The organism is Cohnella mopanensis (assembly GCF_022352055.1).
Taxonomy (GTDB): domain Bacteria; phylum Bacillota; class Bacilli; order Paenibacillales; family Paenibacillaceae; genus Cohnella; species Cohnella mopanensis.
Genome location: NZ_JAKRWM010000028.1, coordinates 56,841 through 80,412 on the forward strand (window position 1 = coordinate 56,841; position 23,572 = coordinate 80,412).

Sequence of the window (23,572 nt, forward strand, 5' to 3'; positions counted from 1 at the left end):
CCGGAAGGAGAATGAAAATGGAGAGCAACATCAAATCAGCAACGTCTTCCATGACGTCTAATCAAAAGCCGACGGGACTGAAGCTTTTCTTCAAGAAACTCGTGCAACAACGGATACTCGTCTTGATGTCCGTTCCATTTCTCATATGGCTCTTTCTTTTCAAATACTTGCCGTTATGGGGTTGGACGACAGCCTTTCAAAAATATAGACCGAACAAAAGCTTCTCGGAACAAGAATGGATCGGTTTCGATCAATTTAAGTTTCTGTTTCACGACGACCGATTTATTCGTGTGTTGAGAAATACGCTCGCACAGAGCGGAATCAATCTCGTTCTTGGCTTCATAACCGCGATAACCCTTGCTCTCTTGCTCAACGAATTGCGAGGAATTTTGTTTAAGCGTGTCGTACAGACGGTTACTTATATGCCGCATTTTCTTTCTTGGGTCGTTGCCGCAGGGATTATTCAAGCGACGCTTGCGCCGGATGGCATTATCAATGTGTTGATGATTAAATTGGGAATGATCGAGAAAGGCCAAGAATTATTGTTCCTGGGCATTCCGAAAGATTTCTGGACCATATTAGGACTTGGGACCGTGTGGAAAGACCTCGGGTGGAATACGATCGTGTATTTGGCTGCGATGGCTACGATCGATCCCTCACAATACGAAGCGGCGGAAATGGATGGAGCAGGACGTTTCAGACGGATGTGGAACGTTACGCTGCCGGGTATCAAGTCGGTTATCGTCGTCTTGCTTATATTGAACATCGGTAATTTGATGGAATCGGGATTCGAGGCGCAATACCTGCTTAAAAATGGGATGAACATCGACTATTCCGAGAACATTGACATATTCGTTCTGACGTACGGTATTAATCAAAGCAACTTCTCCCTGGCTGTCGCAGCAGGTATGTTTAAAAGTCTCGTCAGCATTGTATTGCTGTTCATCGCGAATGGTATTGCGAAGCGCGCAGGCGAGAGCAGACTGTTCTAAAGGAGGATCACCGGATGGCAAATTTAGCCACAGGAACCGCACCTAAGAAGCTTGTCCGCAGGAATGCTTCGTTAGGAGACCGAATTTTCAACACCTTAAATATTACCTTCCTTTGCTTGCTGATGCTCGTCACCTTGTATCCTTTTTTGAACACGCTCGCGTTATCGTTCAACCGAGCGATGGATTCGATCAGGGGCGGCATCTATATATGGCCGAGAGACTTCTCGATTGAGAACTACAAATATGTGTTTAACCAGTCGACGATATTTCATGCGACATTGATCTCGGTTCTTCGCTTGGTCATCGGTTCGATAACAACCGTATTCTGTTCGGCGATGGTCGCGTATACGATCAGTCGGCAAGACTTCGTGCTGCGGAAGTTCATCACGATCGCTTTCGTCCTGACCGCGTACATTAACCCGGGACTTATCCCGAACTATTTGAACATTCGCGATTTAGGCTTGGTCGACAGTTTCTGGGTATATATTTGGCCGGGTTTGATCGGCGTCTTTAACCTCATTCTTATCCGATCTTTCATCGACGGCCTTCCGGAAAGCATCCTAGAGTCTGGGAGAATCGACGGAGCGGGAGATTTCAGGACGTTCTTCAACATCGTTCTGCCGCTTTGTCTTCCCGTTCTTGCGACGGTAGCGTTGTTCACGGCAGTATATCAATGGAACTCCTGGCTTGATGTATTCTTGTATAACTCGTCGAATATCAATCTCAGTACGCTGCAATACGAGCTTCAAAAAATTCTTCAGAACTCAAGCGCCGCTTCATCGGCTTCAAGCGCGTTCTCGAATCCGGATGCGGCAGCCAACGCGGTTACGCCGATCGCTGTACGCGCAACGATGACGATTGTAGCTTCGGTTCCGATGATCCTCATGTATCCGTTCCTGCAGAAGTATTTCGTCAAAGGCATGACGGTCGGCGGCGTGAAGGGTTAAGTAGGAAGGAATAGTACAGTTGGTAGAAAACATAAACCGAAGCATTCCGAAATTGTATGAAGCATTCCAAGAATGTTTCGATATCGGGGCTGCAGTCAATCCGCGTACGATCTTTCAGGCCGGGGATCTGATCGCCCATCACTACAACAGCCTAACCGCCGAAAATGAAATGAAATTCGAGAGAATTCATCCCGCGGAGGATACGTATACGTTCGAAGCAGCTGACAGAATCGTCGGTTTTGCACGCGAGCATGGAAAGAAGCTGAGAGGGCACACGCTCGTATGGCATAATCAGGCCTCTGATTGGCTGTTCCAGGGCAGCGATGGAGGATCGGTTAGCCGCGACACGCTGCTCGCCCGTCTCAAATCCCATATCAATACTGTGGTGAAACGTTACCAAGGGGACGTCTATGCTTGGGATGTCGTCAATGAAGCCATTGCGGACGAAGGACCGGAACTGCTCCGCCCTTCCAAGTGGCTTGATATTGCCGGACCGAGCTTTATCGCCAAAGCTTTCGAATTTGCTCACGAAGCGGATCCGAAGGCGCTGCTCTTTTACAACGAGTCACATCCGCTGAAGCGGGATAAGATTTACACTCTATTGCAATCCTTGCGTAGTCAAGGTGTTCCGGTACATGGCGTCGGCTTGCAAGCCCATTGGAACTTATATGATCCGGGGTTGGATGATATCCGCGCCGCGATCGAAAGATATGCTTCACTTGGCCTAGTGCTGCACTTGACCGAGATGGACATGTCGGTATTCCGGTTCGAAGACAGGAGAGTAGATCTGACCGCTCCGACCGAAGAGATGATGGAGTTGCAAGCTCGAAGGTATGAAGCCGTGTTCAGTCTGCTTCGGGAATACCGGAATTTCATTGATTCGGTCACTTTCTGGGGGGCTGCGGACGATTACACCTGGCTTGACGATTTTCCGGTTCGGGGTCGGAAAAACTGGCCGTTACTGTTCGATGAGAAGTGCCAGCCAAAACCGAGCTTCTGGCGCGTTGTGTCGGAATAAGTAGGGGGGCGTGAAGTGTCAATGGAAACATCGAAGCATGAAGGTGCTTATCACTCGGGAAAATATCGCAATCTTCTGCTCAATTACGGATACGACGAAGAGGAAATCGCCATCAAAGTCGAACAGACGTGGCAGCTCTTGTTCGGTGACAACGAAGCTACGAGAATTTATTATCCGGCCGGTGAAAACATGGGCTACATGCTAGACACCGGCAACAACGACGTCCGGACGGAAGGCATGTCCTACGGGATGATGATGGCCGTACAGCTCGATCGTAAGGAAATATTCGATCGACTCTGGAGATGGACGTATAAGCATATGTTTATGTCCTCCGGAGAAAATGCTGGCTATTTCGCTTGGTCCTGCAATACGGACGGTTCTAAACGTTCGAATGGCCCAGCGCCTGACGGTGAAGAGTATTTCGCGTTAGCGTTATTATTCGCTTCGCATCGGTGGGGAGAAGGAGTACCGCCTCTCGATTACGGAGCCAAAGCGCGAGAACTGCTGCGTGTCTGCATCCACAAGGGCGAGGACGGAATAGGTTACCCAATGTGGAACCGCCATAATCGATTAATTAAATTCATCCCGAATTGCGAATATACCGATCCTTCCTACCATCTTCCAGCTTTCTACGAGTTATTCGCCCTGTGGGCGGACGCGGAGGATCGGCCGTTCTGGAAGGAAGCCGTGACGGCCAGCAGAGAGTATTTGAAATTGGCATGCCATCCGGTTACCGGGCTGGCCCCGGAATACGCATTCTACGATGGAACGCCTAACGATGAGCGCGGCTTCGGACACTTCTTCAGCGATTCTTACCGGGTTGCTGCCAATGTGGGTCTCGATGCCGAATGGTTCGGCGCCAGCGAATGGATGCGGAAGGAAGCTGATCATATTCAGGCTTTCTTCGCGGACAAGCACTCCGAGGATTATCGGAGGTATACGATCTCAGGCGAGCCGTTCGAGGAAAAATCGCTTCATCCGGTCGGGCTCGTCGCTACGAACGCGATGGCTTCACTTGCCCATCCGGAAGGTCCATTCGCAAAGTCGAACGTTGATCTGTTCTGGAATACTCCCGTACGCACGGGCGACAGACGCTATTACGACAATTGTCTTTACATGTTTAGCTTGTTGGCTCTGAGCGGGCGTTACCGGATTTGGTTCGCGGAACGATAAGCGCATACGGATAGATTGCTAGAGTCTCCCGGTAACCCGGGAGCTCTTTGCAATTAGGCATGTCATTAAGTTGTTTTTAGGAGGGACAAGGCTTGGACAATTCTGCTATCCTTCGTCAGGTGCGCACGCGGCGCAAAGAAATCGCTATTACCTTTGATGATGGACCCAACGCAGACTACACGCCCGCGATTCTTACCATGCTTAGCGAGGTATCCGGGAAAGCGACATTTTATATGATCGGCGAACAAATAGAAGCCAACCCCGATGTGGTTAGAGCAGTCGATAAAGAGGGACATGAGATCGGCAATCATACTTACAGCCATCCCTACTTGACGCGGATAAGCCCGAACGAATGCAGGCAGGAACTCAAAAGAACCGACACGCTCATTCGCAAGTTGACGGGAAAAAGACCGCTAACGTTCCGACCTCCTTATCTGGATTATAACGAGGAGGTTATAGCGATCTCCAAGGGTGAGGGCTATCAAATGATAGGCGCATTAAATACGGAAACCCGGGATTGGGAACAGCCAGGCGCTGATTACATCCTCGATAAATCCCTTGCACACATCGGACAAGGTAATATACTCTTATTCCATGACGGATACGGAGATCGCTCGCAGACGCTCCAAGCTTTCGGACGGCTTCTCGGAATTTTGGACGAGAGAGGATATCGGCTTGTGACGGTAAGCGAAATGCTCGCTTCCGATAGGAGCGAATAGAGCGACTTACGCAGCAATCGTTAACTCATCGGAATGGCGGGTGAATCCCATAGCGATCACGATACAGAACGTCATAGACGCGCTAACCAAGTCCATTTGTACCATCCCGGACAGCGTCGACCAATTAATCACCGGAAACCCTTATATGGAGGTTACGGGAATCGCCGTTACGTTCATGGCTACGCGACAAGTTGTGGAGAAGGCTTACCGCAGCGGCGTTAATTTGATTATTACGCACGAAGGAACTTATTATAGCCATCGTGACCTACCGTTAGAAGCAAATGGACTCGTATGCGCCTTCAAGAAAGATCTTATCGAACAAAGCGGACTTGCGATTTATCGCTTTCACGATTACTGGCATCGTTATCAACCGGACGGCATCATGGAAGGGCTGCTCTTTGAACTCGGTTGGCAGACATTCGTTACCGAGCACTTACCTGCCGCATCCATAGTCACCCTTCCGACTACAACCGTCGGAGAGGTCGCTCGGCATGTCAAAAAACAGCTGGGTATGGATGCGCTTCGTTCCGTAGGTAACTTGTCGATGAAATGCGAACGAATAGGTATTCTCGCGGGATACCGGGGGGGAGGCGCGCTTGCGATCCCTTTATTTGAACGACACAATGTGGATTTGATTTTATACGGAGAAGGACCGGAGTGGGAGACTCCGGAATATGTGAGAGACGCCATTCATATGCGCCGGAGCAAGGCTTTGCTCGTACTCGGCCACTTAGAGAGCGAACAGCCAGGGATGAAGCTGCTGGCCGGGCGTCTCAGTGTTATGTTTCCTGATGTTCCTATCCAGTTCTATCCTATCGATCCGGTGTTCCGGTATGTCTAGCAAGCACGATGTCCTACGACTACTGTATTTTCAGACGTTCAACTCAGACAAAACATGCGCCATTCAGGCGTGTGTTTTTATTTATCCGGAACTAGAGTGTAGTCCTATACTTTTGGAAGAAAAGACTATACTTTCTGTAATGCATGGGATATCTATTTATTTTTACAATAGGAGATATAAGAGTCACCTACCCAACGATTACTCGATTCGTGAATCTTGATCTTATTTGCCGAAAACCGGAAATGGATAAAGGGGGTATTGGGATGAGGGACAGGAACGGGGATACAGTTGCAACGAATGCTTACCCCCCGGCCAAGGTCCAGGTTCAAGTTAGCGAGATGGAAAGTCATTCGCTCGTGGAAGAGGCTAAAGAGCTTCTGCAGAAGAAATGCGGGCAAGGCGTTTGTTTGAAGACGATTGCCAAACAGTTATTTGTAAACCCGGCTTACTTGGGGAAATTGTTCAAAAATTACGAGTCGATCTCCTTCAACGATTATTTGGTTCAGGTGCGGATGGAGAAAGCCGAGGCATTATTAATCGAAACTGACCTTAGAATATATGAAATCGCCCATGAGGTCGGTTACCGGCAATTGGACTGGTTTTACAAGAATTTCAAAGAATATATCGGCTATAGCGCGAAGGAATATAGAAGCATCAACGCGAAATCCGTTAAACCTTGAAGAAGCTGACTCAAAAGTGAAATCTTTTGAGTCAGCTTCTTTTTGTTAATCGATTATGCTATTCAGGGGATGATTAGATTTGGATAAGCAGTTGATACAGAATTTCGGCTGCTTGTGCGCGATTGGCTGTAGCTTTCGGAGCAAAGCTGTTGTCGGCCAACCCTTTAATGATGCCGGCTTGCTGCATGGCGGATACTGCTTCTTGCGCGTAGTCGGCAATGGCTTTAGCATCCGGGAAAGCTGTTGCTTCTTTAGTAGGCTGTAATGTCAGTTCCGCAGCAGCTAGTGCTCTGTAGGTCATGACAATCATATCCTGACGACTGATCTCTTCTTGAACCCCGAAGGATCCGTCTTTTTTCCCTTTGACGATTCCTAATTGATGAGCCGTCATAACGGTATCGTAATACCATTCGCCTTTCTTAACATCGTTGAAAGGATTACTTCCATCCTTAGCACGAAGATCAAGCGTTCTGACAAGCATCTGCACGAATTCCGCTCTCGTTACTTTTTTCTTCGGAGCGAAGGAGTCAGCCGATACGCCCTTGACGATATCGCGGGCGGCCAGCGCGGAAATGCTAATCTTAGCCGATGCTGTCTGATTTAGATCGTTGAATTTCACCTGAACCATTACGGCTGCGTATTTGCTGAAGTGCTTGGCTTTGAATTCAACCGCGCCCTTAGCAGGATTATAATGCGCGTTCTTGATGATCTCGAGGCTGCCGTTATCCGAAATATAGTAGATTACGACTTGTCCCGGATTCTCGCCCGGTTTCAGGGTGTAGGGAATGGACACCAGAACCGCTTTGTTCGCGCCGAAATCGCTAATTCGTTTCCCGCCGACGCTTAAGTTGAAGTCAAATACTGCGTTGTCTCCAACCTTGCTGCGAATTCCTTCCGGCAAGCTGGAAGGATCTACTTTGCTAACGCTTATTTCAACGTCGGCTGTCTGATTCGAGTCGGTGAACAAGGAACTAGGAAGCTCCAGCTTAACCCAGCCTAAGTCGATCTGAATCTGTTTTACGCCAGTATCGATCGCGGCCTTCACTTGTTTGACCGGCATTTTGACAACTACGCTTTTGGCGTCGGTCGGCAATTTGAATTCGAACCCGATGAGGCCGGCTTTGACTTTCTTCAATGCCTCGGCGAATGATTGCTCGCTTACGTTTATCGTTACATTGCCATTAGCATCCACAGTAAGAGTGCTCTGGCTTGCCGATCCTGAGCCTGATCCCCCGCTACCGGGGTTGGAACCCTGGTTAGGCCCTTTGAATTCAACTACTCCTAATCTAGAAGTATTCGTATAAGATTGACCCGTAGGATCATTCCATATAAATACGCTGTCACGAGAGCCGCCATCCTGGTCGTTATTCACTTGCAGGTCGAACCCGATCAAGGTTCCGGCAGCGGGTGTAATCTTATCGAGCTCAATAGCCGCTTCTACGACATAACCTCCAGAGATTAACTTGGTGGCGGAAGTATAGTTGTTGCTTGTTGCATGGCCGCCCACAGTTTTAACGTTCTTGAAGTTAATGCGGTATTGACCGTCATCGTCTTCGTAAGAGGTCGTTTTTCCGTTGTTTTGGTCAACGAAAATTTCTACCGAGTCCTGTTCGTAAGGATTACTAGGGGCATCGCTCAACACGCTGTCCGTTACAACGGCATAAACATATAATTTCTTATTGTCCCACATCGTACGGAATTGAGCTTTTGCGACCGCATTATTGTTCTGCTCAACCTTCACATCCGTTGTATATACCGGCGCATCGGCCCATATGCTATCCATTTCGCCATCGATTGTAGGCGTTCCATAGGCAGCGATAGCTAGTTTTGTAGCCTCGATATAAGTCAGTACGCCATAACCTAAGCTATCGCTATCTTGAGCACCCCGCGGATCGCTCCAGGATACGATAATGCCGTTACCGCCTTGCTCCGTTCCGTCGTTAATACCTTTGTCGGTTATTCTTACATCAAACTTCACTTGTTTGCCTAAAGTTCCGTTCAGCGGAATGGCTGTTTCCAGAACATAACCACCTGTTACCTCGGTAATAGAAGAATGGTTACGCGGGAATATCAGCTTCTGGATGCCATTGTTGTCGACAAACAGTTCGATTTGATCCGTTGTCGTATTGGTCGTGTCTTTTACCGCTACTCGAACGTAGAGGTTTTGTGAATCCCACAAAGTCTTAACGTCTGCTTCAAGTGTGCTTGATTGCTCGGTTTTCATTGCCGGAACCGTGTTCCAAACGGAATCCGTGACACGATCAATAACCGGGGTACCTTGTGCCGTATTTGCTGCTTTTGCCGTTAAGGGGAGATGTGAAGGCGTTAGCGTTTTAATCGCCTCGACCATACCCCAATAAGCGTATTTGGCTTGGTATTGCTTGTTGAATGGGAATGGAGCGTCTTGACGTGTCTCTCCCCGGTTATGAAGCCAGGTATGATCGTCCGCAACGCCCCACAACGTGACGTTACTGATCCAGCCGTCCGGATTACCAGCCGCTATACCCATATTGTCCAGTCGAACCAGCTCTTTGAACAACTCTTTGAACCGGTATCCTTGCTTGACAAGAATATCTTCCGGAATCGGATCGTAGCTAGTGTTGCCGCTCGTATAGATCGAAACGTCAAGCTCGGTAAGCTGGTTGTCAAATCCGGCTTCAGCGAATTTCCGAATGGAATCGGATATTTGTTGAATGGAAGGTCCGCTAATATTAATGTGGGTTTGGTGACCCACTCCATCAATCGGAACTCCCTCACCCTTCAGCTTAGTAACCAAATTGAACAAGAAGTCGCGTTTCTTAGGATCATGCGTATTGAAATCGTTGATATACAGCTTCGCGTTCGGAAGCTCTTGATGTGCGACATTAAAAGCAGTTTTGATGAAGTCCGTCCCCGTCAGACGGAACCATTCGCTCCTGCGCATGCCGTCCGGTTGTCCTTCGTCGATGACTTCGTTTACAACATCAATGGCATTGATGGTAACATCCATGTCCTTGAAGTGACGCAACACGGTTTGAATATAAGTCGTTAGTCTGTTTAGTACGAGTTGTTTATTTTCTGGCGTTGCTGCAAGTGGCTTGTTAGTAGCATCTTTGAACATCCAATCAGCAGCCTGCTCATGCCATGCAAGGGTGTGCAAACGGAAGTTCAGGTTGTGATCCTTCGCATAATTGGCGATCTTATCCGGTGCAGTCCAGTTCCAAACGTTCTCCGATGGGTTCAAGGAGCCCGGCTTCGTGGAGTTCTCGGCAACGATCGAGCTGTAGTGATAGTCCAGCAACTTATGAACTTCGCCTTCGAGTTGTTCAGGCTCAACCGCGGCACCGATCTTGAAGTTATCGGCATACAAGTCTTTCAGGTGATCGATGTTCGTTTGAATTGGCAAAGGTCCGGCCACGGCACCGATGAAAGATAATTGGAAATCGTCCATATAGAACGATCTGGCATCCGCATAGCTGTTGGCTACTTCGACATAAGCATTCAACACGCTAGGGGTGGTGGCGACCGTGAAGGTACCGGTCAACTGTACCCAATTGTCCGGCGTAACTGTGACGTTCGGCGAAACGTTAGTAAAGGAGCTGTCCCCACTCTGAACGGAAAGCCGTAGCACGGTAGAAGACTGGCCCGGAGCCATTTTTACCCATGCGGACAAGCTGTACTTATTGTTCTTGTGCATGTTACCCAAAACATTCAACAGCGGTCCGTCATATTGCTCGGTGACGGTGGTCAACAAGCTTTGGGTTCCGCCCGTCGTATGGTTGTCAGCCGTTGATATGCTGATATTGCCGGCACCGTTTCTACGTACCCATTCTCCTTGCCCGTCTTCAAAGTCGGACTGGAAACCTAAATCTGTAATGACCACTTCGTCAATAAAGATATCCGCCGTAGATGTCGACGTATCTACGGATTCCAACCAAATGAGGAATTCTGCCGTTTTCGACGGAACTTTATAATTTTTCAATTCAAATGTAGTCCATGCGGTGGAGGTAACTTCTTTATTACCAATCAACCACGGATAAATCTCATTCCCTAGGGCAGGTGAATCAACCTTGGAGGCGAGATGGAGCGTATCGCTTCCAGCACCCAATCTAACCTTCAACGACAGATCATATGTGTGACCGGACTGCATCAGGCTCGTCAGGTTTTTCGACGGGCTGCTGCCTCTCGAAACACGATCCGTAAATTTCAGAGACTTGGTGCCATCAGAGGCATAGGTTGAAGAAACGACAGCCGTTCCTGCTGGTCCCCAGCCCAGTTTGCTCCACCCGCCTACATCATCGTCTTCGAAGCTTTGAGACAAGACGACGGAACCGGAGGGTTCAGTTGAAGGCGTCGGTCCGCCTATTTTCGCGGCAAAGGTAGCTAGAGTATCGTTAATCAGCACCATTTCACGGCCCAAAGCCAATTTGTCGCTATTCGGCGTTGTAATGCCGTCGCCCACTTTAAAGGCGATTTTGATGCCTTTATTTGTCGCTGCCTGTTTGACATCCGCATTGTTAGATCCGTAAGGATAAGCCAAGACCCACGGGTCTTTGCCCGTAATGCTCTTCAGGAATGCATTCCCCGCGGCAATGTCGGCCTCTGCAGCAACTTTGTCCATCTCGGTAGTCAGATTTTTATGGGATTGGGTATGATTTTGAAGATCGAGATTGGGGTCACCCGCCAACTCCTGCAATTGAGCGGTCGTCATCCCGTATTTGTTGTCTCCAATCCAATCGCTAACAATAAATTGAATCGCTTTCATGTTGTTCTGCTTCAATACGGGCCACGCATTGTTATAGAAGTCCGGCGTCCCGTCATCGAATGTAAGCAGAATCGGTTTGGCCGGCGGAGTATCGATGCCGCTTATAATGTTGAAGTATTGCTGTGCGGATAACGTGGTATATCCGTTATCTACAAGATATTTCATCTGCTTTTTGAACAAATCCGTAGTCGTCTGATAATCATTTCCGGACTCCGCAATGTCGTTAACTTTGTGATACAGGACAACGGGAACCTTCACTACCGGATTCGGCGTGCTAGTCGGCAGCGAAACAAGTTTGACCGTAAACGTATCCACATAGTAATCAACCGTAGCATTATCTGTGGATTGTACGTAAACTTGATAGCCAGTAGCTCTATCATCTACTTTGAATTGACTTTGAATTAGAACCCAATCTGCCGCAGTTACAGACTTAGAGTCAATTTTGGCATAACGAACCGGATCATTGTCCGGTAAACCTTCTTGGCTAATCGACAGCTCAACAGTTGCTGAGCCAACAGTGCCTTCTTTCAATTTGGCGTATATGGAGAAGTCGTAAGTTGCGCCTGGCTGCAGAGCGCTTGTTGCATTAATGCCAGGACCGTTCCATGTTGCGGTACGGCCGGTAGTCATCAAACTACCAGCACCGCTTTGGGCGGTATTCGTGCTTTGCGCAACGGTTTCCGATCCACGCTTGAACCAACTATCGGTTCCGGTATCGAAATTGCTACTCATGACCGTATCCCCTACGGTAGCAGCATTAGTGGTTGAAATTCCCCAACCTTGAGGAGCGATGATCGCAATGCTCAAGATAATGGCTAGTAAGGTGTGTAGCTTTTTCCACATTCTTCTTTTCCCCCTTATAGTAAATGATCAATCAGCGAGTGAAGGTTAAGCATTTCAGAAGAAACGTTTTCGCAAACGCCTCAATGTAAGCGCTTTACTCTTTCTCGTATCGTTTATTATGACTAGTTTTACGGCTGACCAGTACCCAACAAAATATAGAGCTTACTGTAAGAAGTTAATATTTTAGCATTCCACGCAGGAATACTTGGTTTTTATCATAAAATCTCAAGAGACAGATAATGAATAAAGCGTCGGTACAGGAGGGAATTCCTGAACCGACGCTTTTTAGGTTTTGGGTGGATAGCTAATCTCATTGAAAATCCGAAGGCGTCGTGCCCACGTATTTTTTAAACGTCTTGTGAAAGTAATTATAGTCTTTGTAGCCAACCCTCTCGGAAACCTGATACACGAACTGATTGGTCGTAAGCAATAGTTCCTTGGCTTTGTCGATTCTGACTTTATTGAGATAGTCATGGAAGCTAAGCCCGGTCTCCTTCTTGAACAGCTTGCCTAGATATCCCGGATTGATGAAGACGGTCTCGGCGGCTTGCTTTAACGTAATCTCTTGATTGAAGTTGGTTTGGATATATTCGATGACGCTCTTGATGACCTTAACGGGACGGCCTTTTTTCAGCAAGATCAAATATTGCATGATGGAATGGATGTTGTTGTCCAGATATTCTCTCATGTCGTCGATTGTTTGCTGGGCTTGAATATTGCTATATAACTGCTCGGGTCGACTTAATATTTGGGTGACGTCGCCATTGGCTTCCTTAACCTGCTTCAAGGCAGTCATGAACAATTCGAAGGTGGCATGTTGAATGAACGGTTTGCCAATCTTGGCGTTCAACTTGAAGGTGTCGTAGAGCTCGGAAGTGATGGCGAGGCAGCCTTCGGCATCGTCCGCCATTATGCAAGCTTCCAATGCCCGGAACCGATTTTCTAGGGCGACTTGATTATCATTATTACAGGTAGGAACCTGCTGATCGTTAATCGTCGCTTCCCTGCCGAGGTAAAATTTATATTCGAGTAGCTCCAATGCTTTGTAGTAAGACAAGTGTATGTCGGAGACATTGTGGACTTCCGGGCCGATAATAACCGAAGCGGGCTGCTTCGCATACCGTTTGAGGGCATCTTTCATTTCATCGGCGATAGCTTCGTAAGAAAACATCAGACTATTTGTAGTAAACTTTGCAATGAAAATAAGGTGCTGATGCGAATCCTCGAATAACACGCCGTCCATACGTGCATCCAGCAGCTCTTGGCAAATATTCATCGCCGAGAACAGCTTTAGATGATCAAACCGTTCTCCCGAGCGCTCGAACAATTCCGTTGCGCTCTCCAGTTCGATTAAGATGACCCGATAGGATGCGGCAGCTAAGTCGATCTGCAAGAAATCGGCTTTGTTCATGAACTCCATGTGCGAAATATTTCGGGTAACGAGTCGGTTCAGGACTTTGCTTCGAAGAATATTTAGATTTTCCTTCTCTTGCAGGTTGTAGGCTATTTCATAATGAATGTCTTCTTTGACCTGCAACAAGGTGGCTACTAGCTCATCTTCGTCGACGGGTTTCAGCAGGTAATTCTCCACACGGTATTTGAGCGCTTCCTTGAGGTATCCGAAGTCGTTATACGCGCTTAAGACGATCACGTTATGCTGCCAACCGCGAGCACGCAATTCCTTAATGAATTCCAAACCGTTCATGACGGGCATCGAAATATCGGTAACGATCAGATGGATCGTTTCTTTCTCGAGATAAGCCAACGCTTCCTTCCCGTTAGCTGCTTCGGCCACAATCGCGAAGCCATAGGTCGTCCAATCGATAATATGGGCCAATCCTTCGCGAATATCGAGTTCATCATCGATGACTAATACCTTCAACATAAGTTTCTCTCATCTCCTGATAAGTTTGTGCCGGGAGGGTAAGGGTGATGGTCGATCCTTTTCCGTGTATGCTTTGAAGGGTAACTCCGTAGGGCTCGCCGAACAATATCGATATCCGGCTATGGACGTTCTTTAATCCGATATGATCGAGTTTGCCATGATCCCCCTTCAGATGATCCAGCAATTTACTCATGAGCTCGGGTTCCATCCCATCGCCGTTATCTGTACATTCGATGACTACATCATGCTCTCGTCGATATGCGGCAAGTCGGATGACGCAGTGTTCCGCCTTATTGTTGAACCCATGGCTAATGGCATTTTCGATTAACGGCTGGATGATGAGCTTAGGGACTCCCATCGACCTAACGTCCGAGGAAATTTCGGTTAGAACGCGCAACCGGTCTTGGAATCTCATTTCTTGTAGATTCATATAAGAGAGGGTATATTCGAGTTCTTCCTCCAGCGACACGATCGAGCTTTTGCCCTTTACGTTCCAGCGATAAATATCGGCTAATATTTTGACCATTTTGCCAAGCTCTTTTTCACCGTTTTTAACGGCTTTCATGCGAATGACTTCAAGCGTGTTGAACAAGAAGTGTGGCTGAATTTGCAGTTGCAACGATCGAAGCTCGGCTTCCTTTTCCCTGAGCTTACTGATATAAACGATATTGATATAGTCGCTGAGCCGTTTGCACATGGAAATGAAGCTAGTCGTCAACAAACCGATCTCGTCCGACGTGCGGACAACCGTATGATCGGTCGACAGGTCTCCGCGAGCTACCCGTTTGGTGAGATGGACTAGCTCCATGATCGAATTCAATATTTTCCGGCTGACAAGCAGGCTAATCGCGATCGCGATCGCGAAAGTCAGCCCGGCGATCAGGATCAAATAAAATTGAAGCTGTTGCTTGTTTTTCTGTATCGCTTCTTTGACGGACACGGAGTTTTGCCCGAGAATGGTTTCGATTTCCTTAATAATGGCGCTCGAAGAGTTGAACTTCTCATCCGCGGCAATCGCCTCGTCGAGGATGAGCCCTTGGAATACCAACTTATCATCTCCGCGCAAGCCGCGGGTGGACATCGATTCGATAATCGTATTCGATCGGGTTTCCCACTGCTCAAAGGCATTGAAGTACTTATCGATTAGATTAGGCACGTTAGGCTCGAAAGTCGAAGCCGTTAATCTTCGTTTCTGTTCGTTCTGGAGGATAAACGTCTTCGCAAGCTCGGTATTTTCCTTTGCTTTCAATACATTAGACTTGTAATCCTCATAGATGGATTGGTACTTCTTGCTTTTGTAATCGGTGAAGATCAAGGTGCGTTGCGCGACCAGGGCTTTGTTCATGTTATTGGAAGCATTCTCTATCAATTTGCCGCTTTGATACGTTTCCACGTATAAAGATTGCGTGAGCTCGTCGGTCATGGAACTCATTCGGACAATCGCGACAACGGTCGTGATCAGGAAGATGCTCAAGGGGAAAACGAGTAAGGAAAGAAGCTTGAATCGCAAATTCTGTCTGCCCGCCATGGATGGATCACCCTACCTTTTGAAATAGTATAGCATAATAAATAGCGCTTACATTCGTTCACTGGCTGATCAGGCAGACTGGTCTAATTCGTCATGCAAAATGTCTAATCCGTCTTATATTCCGTCGCCCGGAAACCCTTTATATTTGATTCTAGTAATCAAGATCATGACTCAACAGAGATGGTCAGCAGGGGAGTGGCGGCATGGAAGCAACCATCAAGTATGTTCGCGGCATAAGTAAAAGGAAAGAAGTACCCATCTTTATCGCATTGCTCGTTCTATGTATCGTGATTTCGTTTTTAAGTCCTTTTTTTCTAACTTGGCAAAACATTTTTAACGTTTTCCGGCAATTCTCGGTCATTGCCATCTTGGCTGTCGGGCAGGGGCTAATCATTATTACGGGGGGCATCGACTTATCCGTCGGCGCATTACTCGGACTCATGGGAGTGCTGGCCGCATCGCTTGCGGCAATGGGGGTTCCGGCGGTACTCGTATTTCCGATAACGATTTTGTTCGGGTGCATGGCGGGTTCCGTAACAGGGCTGCTTATCACGAAAGTCCGAATTAATCCCTTCATCGTTACGTTAGGAATGATGAGCGTTGCCCGGGGCGTGTCCCTACTCATTACGGGAGGGATGCCGATCTCCATCGATAATGGCATTACCTACTTAGGCGGCGGACACATTGGGAACGTTCCCGTATCCGTTATCATTATGTTCGTGGTCGCTATTTGCGGTTACGTGTTCACAACCCGCACGCTGCCGGGACGCAACATCTTCGCGATCGGTAACAACGAAAGAGCCGCAAGATTATCGGGTATCCAGACAGATAAGATGAAAATTATGGTTTATGTCATTATGGGAGCGCTTTGCGCGCTTTCGGGCATGATCGTATCCGGGACGCTTAACACCGCGGAACCCGCTGCGGGAACCGGCTACGAGCTCGATGTCATAGCCGCTGTCGTCATCGGCGGAGCGAGCTTGTCCGGGGGGAAAGGTTCCATCATCGGAATCGTCATGGGGGCGGCGATCATGGGCGTTCTTCGGAACGGCTTCGTTCTGCTCCAAGTATCAGCTTACTGGCAGGTCGTAACCATCGGACTCGTGATCATTGGAGCCGTGGCTATTGATAGCATTAAGAACAGATCTTCGAATGCTTAATAGGAACCTATAAAAAGCTAAAGGTGGGTACAAAAAATGAAAAAGTCACTCGTAATTATGCTCTCATTAATGCTCGTAATCGTATTGTCCGCATGCGGCGGTAAAAACAACGAATCAGCTGGCAATTCGGCAACGCCGGCGGCTTCCGGCAACGCAAGCCCGGCAGCCGCTCCCGACGTGGAGCTGCCTAAAGGCGCGAATCTTGCCGCAGTGAAACAAATGCCGGACAAACCGCTCAAGATCGCGTTTCTCTCGTTCCAGAACAATCCTTTCTGGTTCCCTGTCAGAGACGGCGCTAACGCGGCTAAAGATTATTTGAAAAGTTTCAATACGACAGTCGATTATGTCGTCATGGGTGACGATTTGACGGCGGACCGCGTCGTTTCCGCTATGGAAACAGCGATTACGCAGAAATACGATGCCATTGTCGTCGTTCCGATCTTCGATGGCACGGAAGTGGTCATCAACAAAGCGATAGATGCGGGAATCCCGGTTATGTCCGTTGTCGCGGAAGGTGCCAAACCTAGCAAACGTCTTGCCTTCATGGGCCAGGATGCTTATGCCGCAGGGCAGTTAGCCGGTCAGAAGATCGAAGAGCTGACAGGCGGAAACGGTAAAGTCGGCGTCATTACGGGCGTCTTCGGCGCTACCCAGCATGAGAAAAGAATGAATGGCGCGTTGGATTACATTAGCGAGAAGGTTCCCGGCATCAAGATCGTCGGTAAATTCGAGAACAAAGATAAAGCGGAAACCGCTTATTCCTTGACTAAGGATATGATTACGGCGAATCCGGATCTTCAAGTAATCTACGTCACTGCGGGCGGACCGTTCGGAGCGGCCAAAGCGATCCAAGATCTTGGGCTTACGGGTAAAGTGAAAGTCGTGGCCTACGACCATATTCCTGAAAACATTAAATATGTCCGCAGCGGCGAGATTGCGGCAGCCATCGCTCAAGATCCATTCGGTCAAGGCTTCGATTCCGTTGTCACCATGTACAACTATCTCGTGGCGGGCGAGAAACCCGAGGCTGACTTCCTCCCGGTTAAATTGGATGTTCTCACTCCAGAGAACGTGAATGAGCTATATCCCGAATAATAAATCAGACAGAAGGTTAGCGGAGGTACAAGCGGATGAACAAACCCTATCTGCTCCAAACAGATCGAATTTCTAAATCATTTCCCGGCGTGAAGGCATTGGATGGATTGAATTTGCAGGTGCGGAAGGGTGAAGTTCATGCGATAGCCGGGGAGAATGGCGCAGGCAAATCTACGCTCATGAACATTCTTTCCGGCGTGTATCCTCCAGACGATGGCAGCATGCGATTCGACGGGCAACAGGTTGTCTTCAAAAATCCGAGACAAGCCCAGGAAGCCGGGATCGTGATGATTCATCAAGAGCTATCGCTTGCTACTAACGTTAGCGTAATGGAGAACATCTATATCGGTCGGCTGATGACCAACAATATGGGGTTCATCCGGCATAAGGAAATGAAGCGGGCTTGCCAGAAGCTGCTCGACAAAATCAAGATAGAAGGCATTGAACCGGAAACGATGATTGAGGACCTAAGCATTTCTCAGATGCAGATGGTGGAAATCGCCAAAGCTCTGTCGCTAGAGGCCAAGCTGTTGATCATGGATGAACCGACCGCTTCTTTAACGAAGAAAGAAACCGATCTGTTGCTGAACATCATCAACGATTTGCGAGATCAGGGCGTGTCTATTCTGTACATTTCCCACCGGATGGACGAGATCTTTGCTATTGCGGACGAAGTTACGATTCTTCGCGACGGTAAATACATCAAGACCTTACCCGTACAAGAAACATCCCCCGGTGAGGTGATCTCGCTAATGGTCGGACGTGATTTCTCAAAGGTGTTTCAACGGGAATACGGCTCGAACCTCTCGGATGCGCAACCGATTCTTCAAGTAGAGGGTTTATGTTCGGGAACGAAAGTCAACAACGTCGATTTGAAGATATACCCCGGAGAAATCGTGGCGCTTACCGGATTGGTCGGCGCAGGGCGAACGGAGCTCGTTCAAAGCCTATTCGGAGTCGATAAGAGGACGGCCGGCCGCGTCTTGTTCGAAGGTCAAGAAGTGCAAATCCGATCTCCGATGGAAGCGATCGATCTAGGCATCGCATTATTGCCGGAAGGCAGGAAAATCCAAGGGATTTTCGCGGAAATGACCGTCAGGGAAAATATCAGCATGGCCGGATTGCGCAAATTCGTTCGATACTTCTTAGTGTCCAGGAGAAAGGAAGCCCAAGCCGCGGAAGATTACGTCAAGCAATTGGGCATTCGGACTACCGACATCGAGAAAGAGATCCGGTTCCTCAGCGGCGGTAACCAACAGAAAGCGATTTTTGCCCGCTGGTTGCTTACTAAGCCGAAGCTGTTGATCTTGGATGAGCCGACGCACGGTGTGGATGTCGGAGCCAAATCGGAAATTTACGAAATCATCGATCAATTGGTGCAAGAGAATGTCGCGATCGTGCTCATATCGTCCGAATTGCCGGAAGTGTTAACGTTGGCCGATCGAATCTTGGTTATGAGAAATGGTGAGATCGTTACGGAGTTAGCCCACCATGAAGCGGATCAAGAGAAAATCATGAAATTTGCCACGGCATGAGGAGTGGGGAGGAATAGAGCATGGCGATCGTTGTGCAGAAGAGAGATTACAGGATTACGGGTCCGGAAAATAAGCGGGCTCAAGAAAAAGGATTGGCGACGGCGGAGTGGTACACAAGCCCGATTCCGCGAGCGAAGATGAAGGAGCTTATGAAAAGAAGGAACGGTCCGGCCATCCGGGATACGATTATCTGGTTCGGCGGCCTTGCTATTCTGGGCTATCTCGCTTTCCTTTCCTGGGGCACTTGGTGGGCCATTCCGGCATTTCTCGCTTACGGCATCCTGTATGCGACGCCGGGGGATTCCAGATGGCACGAGTGCGGACACGGTACGGCATTCAAGACGCCGTGGATGAACGAAGTGATCTATCAGGTCGCTTCCTTCATGGTGCTAAGGTCGGCAACCCCGTGGCGGTGGAGCCACGCGCGTCATCATACCGATACGATCATCGTCGGGCGGGACCCGGAGATTATTACGGAGAGGCCTCCGGTATGGCGAATTCTGTTGATGCAGATATTCCATCTGTACGGCGGACCGGTTGAGATTAAGCGATTCATCCTTCATACGTTCGGCAAGCTGGAAACGCAGGAGAAGGAGTATATTCCGGAGTCCCAGCATAACAAGACGTTCTGGGAAGCGCGCGTATACATGCTCATTATTTTGGCGATCATCGGAGCTTGCGTCTATGCGGGCAGCATCCTGCCGGCAATGTTCATCTTCCTGCCTTCCTTCTTCGGCGGTATCGTGGTCATCACGTTCGGCGTCACGCAGCATCTCGGCTTATACGAGGACGTGCTGGACCATAGGCTGAATTCGCGGACGATCTACATGAACCCGATTCTTAGATTTTTGTACTGGAACATGAACTATCACACGGAGCATCATATGTTTCCGATGGTACCGTACCATGCGCTCGCTAAACTTCACGCAGAGATGAAAGACGATTGTCCGGCGGCCCGGCCGGGATTATGGGTTGCATTGAAGGAAGTGGTCACGGCGCTGCGCAAGCAGAAGCACGACCCGGCATATGTCGTCGTCAAGCCGCTACCGAGCACCGCGCGTCCGTACATGTACGGAATCGAGCATGATCTGCATATCAAGGTCGATGCGTAACTCTTGCTATAAACTCAGTTGCTCTTACGAGCGCTGGGTTTTTTCTTTCATTAAATGTTACTTCACCTGCCTATTTATCCGATAAAAGGAAGGTATGATTACAACTAGATGGTAAGGGGTTTTATGCGAGTGAAAAAGATAGTCCTTCTTATGCTTGTCTCTTGTTTATGTTTCGTTTCAACGAGTGCGGCTTCCACGGAGCGCAAGTATTTGAGTTATCAAGATCCCAAGACGGCATCGCTTTTCGTTCCGACGAAGGTATTAAGTGCCATAGGAGTCAATGTCAATTGGAATTCGTCGCAACAACGAATAGATATGGAGCTCGGGCAATCCAAGCTCATCATGACGATCGGTCAGAAGGAAGCGTCCGTTAACGGAGAACAGGTTCAGCTATCCGATCTTCCTTACACGGCTCAAGGCGTACAATACGTGCCGCTTCGTTTCGTGACAGACCATTTGAATCTGAAGCGCGAGTGGAACGGCGATACGGCATCGGTAAAGATCATCTCCAGCGAACAAAGCGCGGAGCTGCCTGTCATTAAGCAAACATTAGATCCTAGTAAAACCAAACCAATCAGCAGCGAGAAAAAAACGTTCAAGGTCGGACGCCAATCTTTTACCGCGCAAATGGTTACGATCTCTCTCATGCATCCGAAGATCAGATTAGAAGTCGCACTGGCTCATGACGAAATCGGTAAAGTAGATGACTTGAAAACCATAGCTTCGCAGAAAGGCGCCGTCGTTGCCATCAATGGCAGTTTCTTCGACGCTTACACGGAATCGAACTTCAAAACCCCCTATGGAAACGTGATCAGCAACGGCGAGCATAAGCGCAAAGACTTAAGCGACCGCCGGACGATATTTACTTTCGATAAGAATAACCTTGTTAAACTCATAGCAGGTTCCTATTACAGGGAGCATAATGATGAATTTACTTTGGAAGGTGCGGTGCAGGCAGGGCCCCGCTTAGTGAAGGATGGGAAAGTCAATCTTAATGTCGTGGAGGAAGGCTTCAAAGATCCAAAAATATTAACGGGCGGAGGAGCACGAAGCGCGCTCGGAATTACTCGGGACCATAAGCTCATTCTTCTTACGTTAGGCGGAGCGACCATTCCCCAGCTTGCGGAAATTATGAAACAAGCCGGAGCCTATCAAGCTATGAACCTTGATGGAGGGGCTTCTAGCGGGTTATATGCAGAAGGTAAGTATTTGACTGTGCCTGGCCGTCAGATTAGCAATGCTATCCTTGTGAAGTACGAGTAAAATAGCGTTCCCGTACTATGTAAATGACTCTAAGCCATGGGTGATGACCTTGAAGTCTAATCTAATGTCAGAAGTTCAATATAAGTTGCTTGTCCTTAACTCCTTCTTAAATCTTACTTCCGATGCCGTCTATATCATTGATATTAATGGGATCGTGTTAGAGGTGAACAAGAAGTTCGAGGAGTTGCATGGCTGGTCAAGGGATGAAGTCATCGGCAATCCGATGCCTTTGATGCCGGAGGAGCTGGTAGAAGCAACCAAAGTATTCGAACGGATCGTTAATGGCGAAGAGGTTACGGTAATAGAAGCCAAGAAATGCCGAAAAGACGGGCGTTTCTTCTTCACTGACGTTTCGATCTCGCCGGTTCATGACGAAAATGGCAACGTGATCGCGATCGTCGTCATCGAGAGAGATATGTCGGATAAGAAAATGGCGGAGGAACAGTTGAAGGAAAGCGAGGAACGCTATCGGGTACTCGTGGAGTGTTCTCCCGAACCGATAATCGTTTACCAGGATTCAGTGATCGTATTCGCTAATCCGTCCGCATTGCGGCTTATTGGGGCGCTTCATCCAGAGCAGGTAATTGGCGAACCTATTTCAAAGTTTCTACACCCTGAAGATTTGGATAAGCTGCCCAAGGACATTTATGCGCGCCTGCGAGATGGCACGTTATCCGAGCGGGCGGAGGAAAGGCTTATTCGATTAGACGGCGAAGTGATCTATGTGGAAAGCATCGCCGTTCCTATCGACTTCCAAGGCGTTCGGTCGGTTCAATTATTGTGCAGGGATATGACTGACCGCAAAAGAGCAGAAACGGAGCTAGCGTATAAGGAGAGAGAATTCAGTCGCGTACTGAAACTTTCTCCTGAACCGATCATGCTGCATCAAGGTGGAATTATCGTTTTCGTGAACGACATGGGGATCAAGTTGCTAAAAGGGTCGACAATGGAAGAATTCGTCGGCAAGTCGATCTTGAACTACTTTAGTCCGAACGATTACACGGTTATTTTGGACCGCATGACAAGAGTCGTTCAGAGCGACGATTATATGGAGTTTATCGAAATGAAGTTGAAATGCCAGGACGATCAGCTTGTCGACGTAGAAGTATCGTCCATTTGCATGCATCGGGATAAGAGCAATCCAATCATTCAGATCGTCATAAGAGATTTGACGGAACGCAAGAAAACGGAGGAGATGATACGAAGATCGGACAAGCTTTCGGTAGCCGGGGAGCTTGCTGCGGGGGTTGCCCATGAAATTCGAAATCCCTTAACGGCACTACGGGGATTCATGCAGCTTTTGCGAGACAAGAAAACGGATTACGTAGATATCATGCTCGTTGAGATCGATCGAATTAGTTATATCGTTAACGAATTTCTCGGCATGGCTAAGCCGCAGGCCCTTACTTTCATAGCTTGCGATCTTCCCGAGCTAATTGAGCAGGTCCTCGTTTTTATGCAACCACAAGCGATTCTTTATAACGTCCAGATGAATCTGAATATTCAATTCCCCATCTCCTCCATTGAGTGCGAACCCAATCAAATTAAACAAGTCTATATGAACGTATTGAAGAATGCCATCGAATCGATGCCGCAAGGCGGTCAAATCGAGATTGCGATATCCATGAAGAATGAAGGCATGATCATGACTAGAATCATCGATCAGGGGGGAGGTATCCCCGAGGATAGGCTGGAGAAGATCGGCGAACCGTTCTTCTCGCTTAAGGAAAGCGGAACGGGATTAGGTTTGATGGTATGCAACCGAATCGTGGAAGCGCATAAGGGGAAGATCACGATTCAAAGCGTCGTGAACGAAGGAACGACATTGGAGATCGAGTTGCCAACGGCGAAGGGTTCATAGGACATTAAGGGAAATGGAATATTTTGATTGATGCAAACCGAAATTAAACATGATATATTATATTTCCTGCCGCAAACACTCGTCGGCTAGCAACTCCCGAAATAACCGTTAATAGAATCGCTTCTAGCAAGCTGGTAAAAATTGAGGGTTGCAACGCTGGTTGATATGCGGTATGA

Annotated in this window: 16 protein-coding genes; 13 read left to right on the plus strand and 3 right to left on the minus strand. The window is 48.3% G+C overall.

The features are described from left to right. The first annotated feature begins 17 nt into the window (after positions 1-17). The 7 genes from L3D05_RS24830 (at position 18) to L3D05_RS24860 (ending at position 6,370) form a co-directional block, all read left to right on the plus strand. A complete protein-coding gene (locus tag L3D05_RS24830) occupies positions 18-992 on the plus strand; it encodes an ABC transporter permease (protein WP_439647984.1) in 975 nt (324 codons plus the stop codon). Positions 993-1,006: 14 nt separating this feature from the next. Further along, on the plus strand, positions 1,007-1,939 hold the full coding sequence (locus tag L3D05_RS24835; protein WP_239619069.1) for a carbohydrate ABC transporter permease: 933 nt from the start codon (positions 1,007-1,009) through the stop codon (positions 1,937-1,939). Positions 1,940-1,958: 19 nt separating this feature from the next. Continuing rightward, positions 1,959-2,957 carry an endo-1,4-beta-xylanase gene (locus L3D05_RS24840; protein ID WP_239619070.1) on the plus strand — a complete coding sequence of 333 codons (999 nt, stop codon included), beginning with the start codon at positions 1,959-1,961 and terminating at the stop codon, positions 2,955-2,957. A gap of 21 nt (positions 2,958-2,978) precedes the next feature. Continuing rightward, positions 2,979-4,130, plus strand: coding sequence for a family 8 glycosyl hydrolase (locus L3D05_RS24845; RefSeq protein WP_239619085.1), 1,152 nt, complete (start codon positions 2,979-2,981; stop codon positions 4,128-4,130). A gap of 92 nt (positions 4,131-4,222) precedes the next feature. Continuing rightward, positions 4,223-4,849, plus strand: a complete 627-nt coding sequence (locus L3D05_RS24850) for a polysaccharide deacetylase family protein (protein WP_239619071.1) — start codon at positions 4,223-4,225, stop codon at positions 4,847-4,849. A 49-nt stretch (positions 4,850-4,898) separates the two neighbouring features. Then, a complete protein-coding gene (locus L3D05_RS24855; protein ID WP_239619086.1) occupies positions 4,899-5,690 on the plus strand; it encodes a Nif3-like dinuclear metal center hexameric protein in 792 nt (263 codons plus the stop codon). A gap of 263 nt (positions 5,691-5,953) precedes the next feature. After that, positions 5,954-6,370, plus strand: a complete 417-nt coding sequence (locus tag L3D05_RS24860) for a helix-turn-helix transcriptional regulator (protein ID WP_239619072.1) — start codon at positions 5,954-5,956, stop codon at positions 6,368-6,370. A 73-nt stretch (positions 6,371-6,443) separates the two neighbouring features. Here L3D05_RS24860 and L3D05_RS24865 read toward each other — a convergent pair whose 3' ends face one another. The 3 genes from L3D05_RS24865 to L3D05_RS24875 all read right to left on the minus strand — a co-directional run bounded on the left by L3D05_RS24865 (position 6,444) and on the right by L3D05_RS24875 (position 15,370). After that, positions 6,444-11,957, minus strand: a complete 5,514-nt coding sequence (locus L3D05_RS24865) for an endo-1,4-beta-xylanase (protein WP_239619073.1) — start codon at positions 11,955-11,957, stop codon at positions 6,444-6,446. Between the two features lie 310 nt (positions 11,958-12,267). Continuing rightward, positions 12,268-13,842 (minus strand): response regulator, encoded by a 1,575-nt coding sequence (locus L3D05_RS24870; protein WP_239619074.1) that lies wholly within the window; start codon positions 13,840-13,842, stop codon positions 12,268-12,270. Continuing rightward, entirely contained in the window at positions 13,817-15,370 is a 1,554-nt protein-coding gene (locus tag L3D05_RS24875) for a sensor histidine kinase (RefSeq protein ID WP_239619075.1), read from the minus strand. Before L3D05_RS24875 ends, L3D05_RS24870 begins: the two co-directional genes overlap by 26 nt. A gap of 203 nt (positions 15,371-15,573) precedes the next feature. Here L3D05_RS24875 and L3D05_RS24880 point away from each other — a divergent pair, with 203 nt between their 5' ends. The 6 genes from L3D05_RS24880 (at position 15,574) to L3D05_RS24905 (ending at position 23,396) form a co-directional block, all read left to right on the plus strand. Continuing rightward, positions 15,574-16,530 (plus strand): ABC transporter permease, encoded by a 957-nt coding sequence (locus L3D05_RS24880; protein ID WP_239619076.1) that lies wholly within the window; start codon positions 15,574-15,576, stop codon positions 16,528-16,530. Positions 16,531-16,566: 36 nt separating this feature from the next. Beyond that, entirely contained in the window at positions 16,567-17,625 is a 1,059-nt protein-coding gene (locus tag L3D05_RS24885) for a sugar ABC transporter substrate-binding protein (RefSeq protein WP_239619077.1), read from the plus strand. A gap of 35 nt (positions 17,626-17,660) precedes the next feature. Then, the gene (locus tag L3D05_RS24890; RefSeq protein WP_239619078.1) at positions 17,661-19,160 is read left to right on the plus strand and encodes a sugar ABC transporter ATP-binding protein; all 1,500 of its coding nucleotides are present in this window, start codon (positions 17,661-17,663) and stop codon (positions 19,158-19,160) included. Positions 19,161-19,180: 20 nt separating this feature from the next. Then, complete coding sequence (locus L3D05_RS24895) at positions 19,181-20,272, plus strand: fatty acid desaturase family protein (protein WP_239619079.1); 1,092 nt, start codon at positions 19,181-19,183, stop codon at positions 20,270-20,272. 123 nt (positions 20,273-20,395) lie between these two features. Next, positions 20,396-21,535, plus strand: coding sequence for a phosphodiester glycosidase family protein (locus L3D05_RS24900; protein WP_239619080.1), 1,140 nt, complete (start codon positions 20,396-20,398; stop codon positions 21,533-21,535). 64 nt (positions 21,536-21,599) lie between these two features. After that, the gene (locus L3D05_RS24905; RefSeq protein WP_239619081.1) at positions 21,600-23,396 is read left to right on the plus strand and encodes a PAS domain-containing sensor histidine kinase; all 1,797 of its coding nucleotides are present in this window, start codon (positions 21,600-21,602) and stop codon (positions 23,394-23,396) included. The last annotated feature ends 176 nt before the right edge of the window (positions 23,397-23,572 follow it).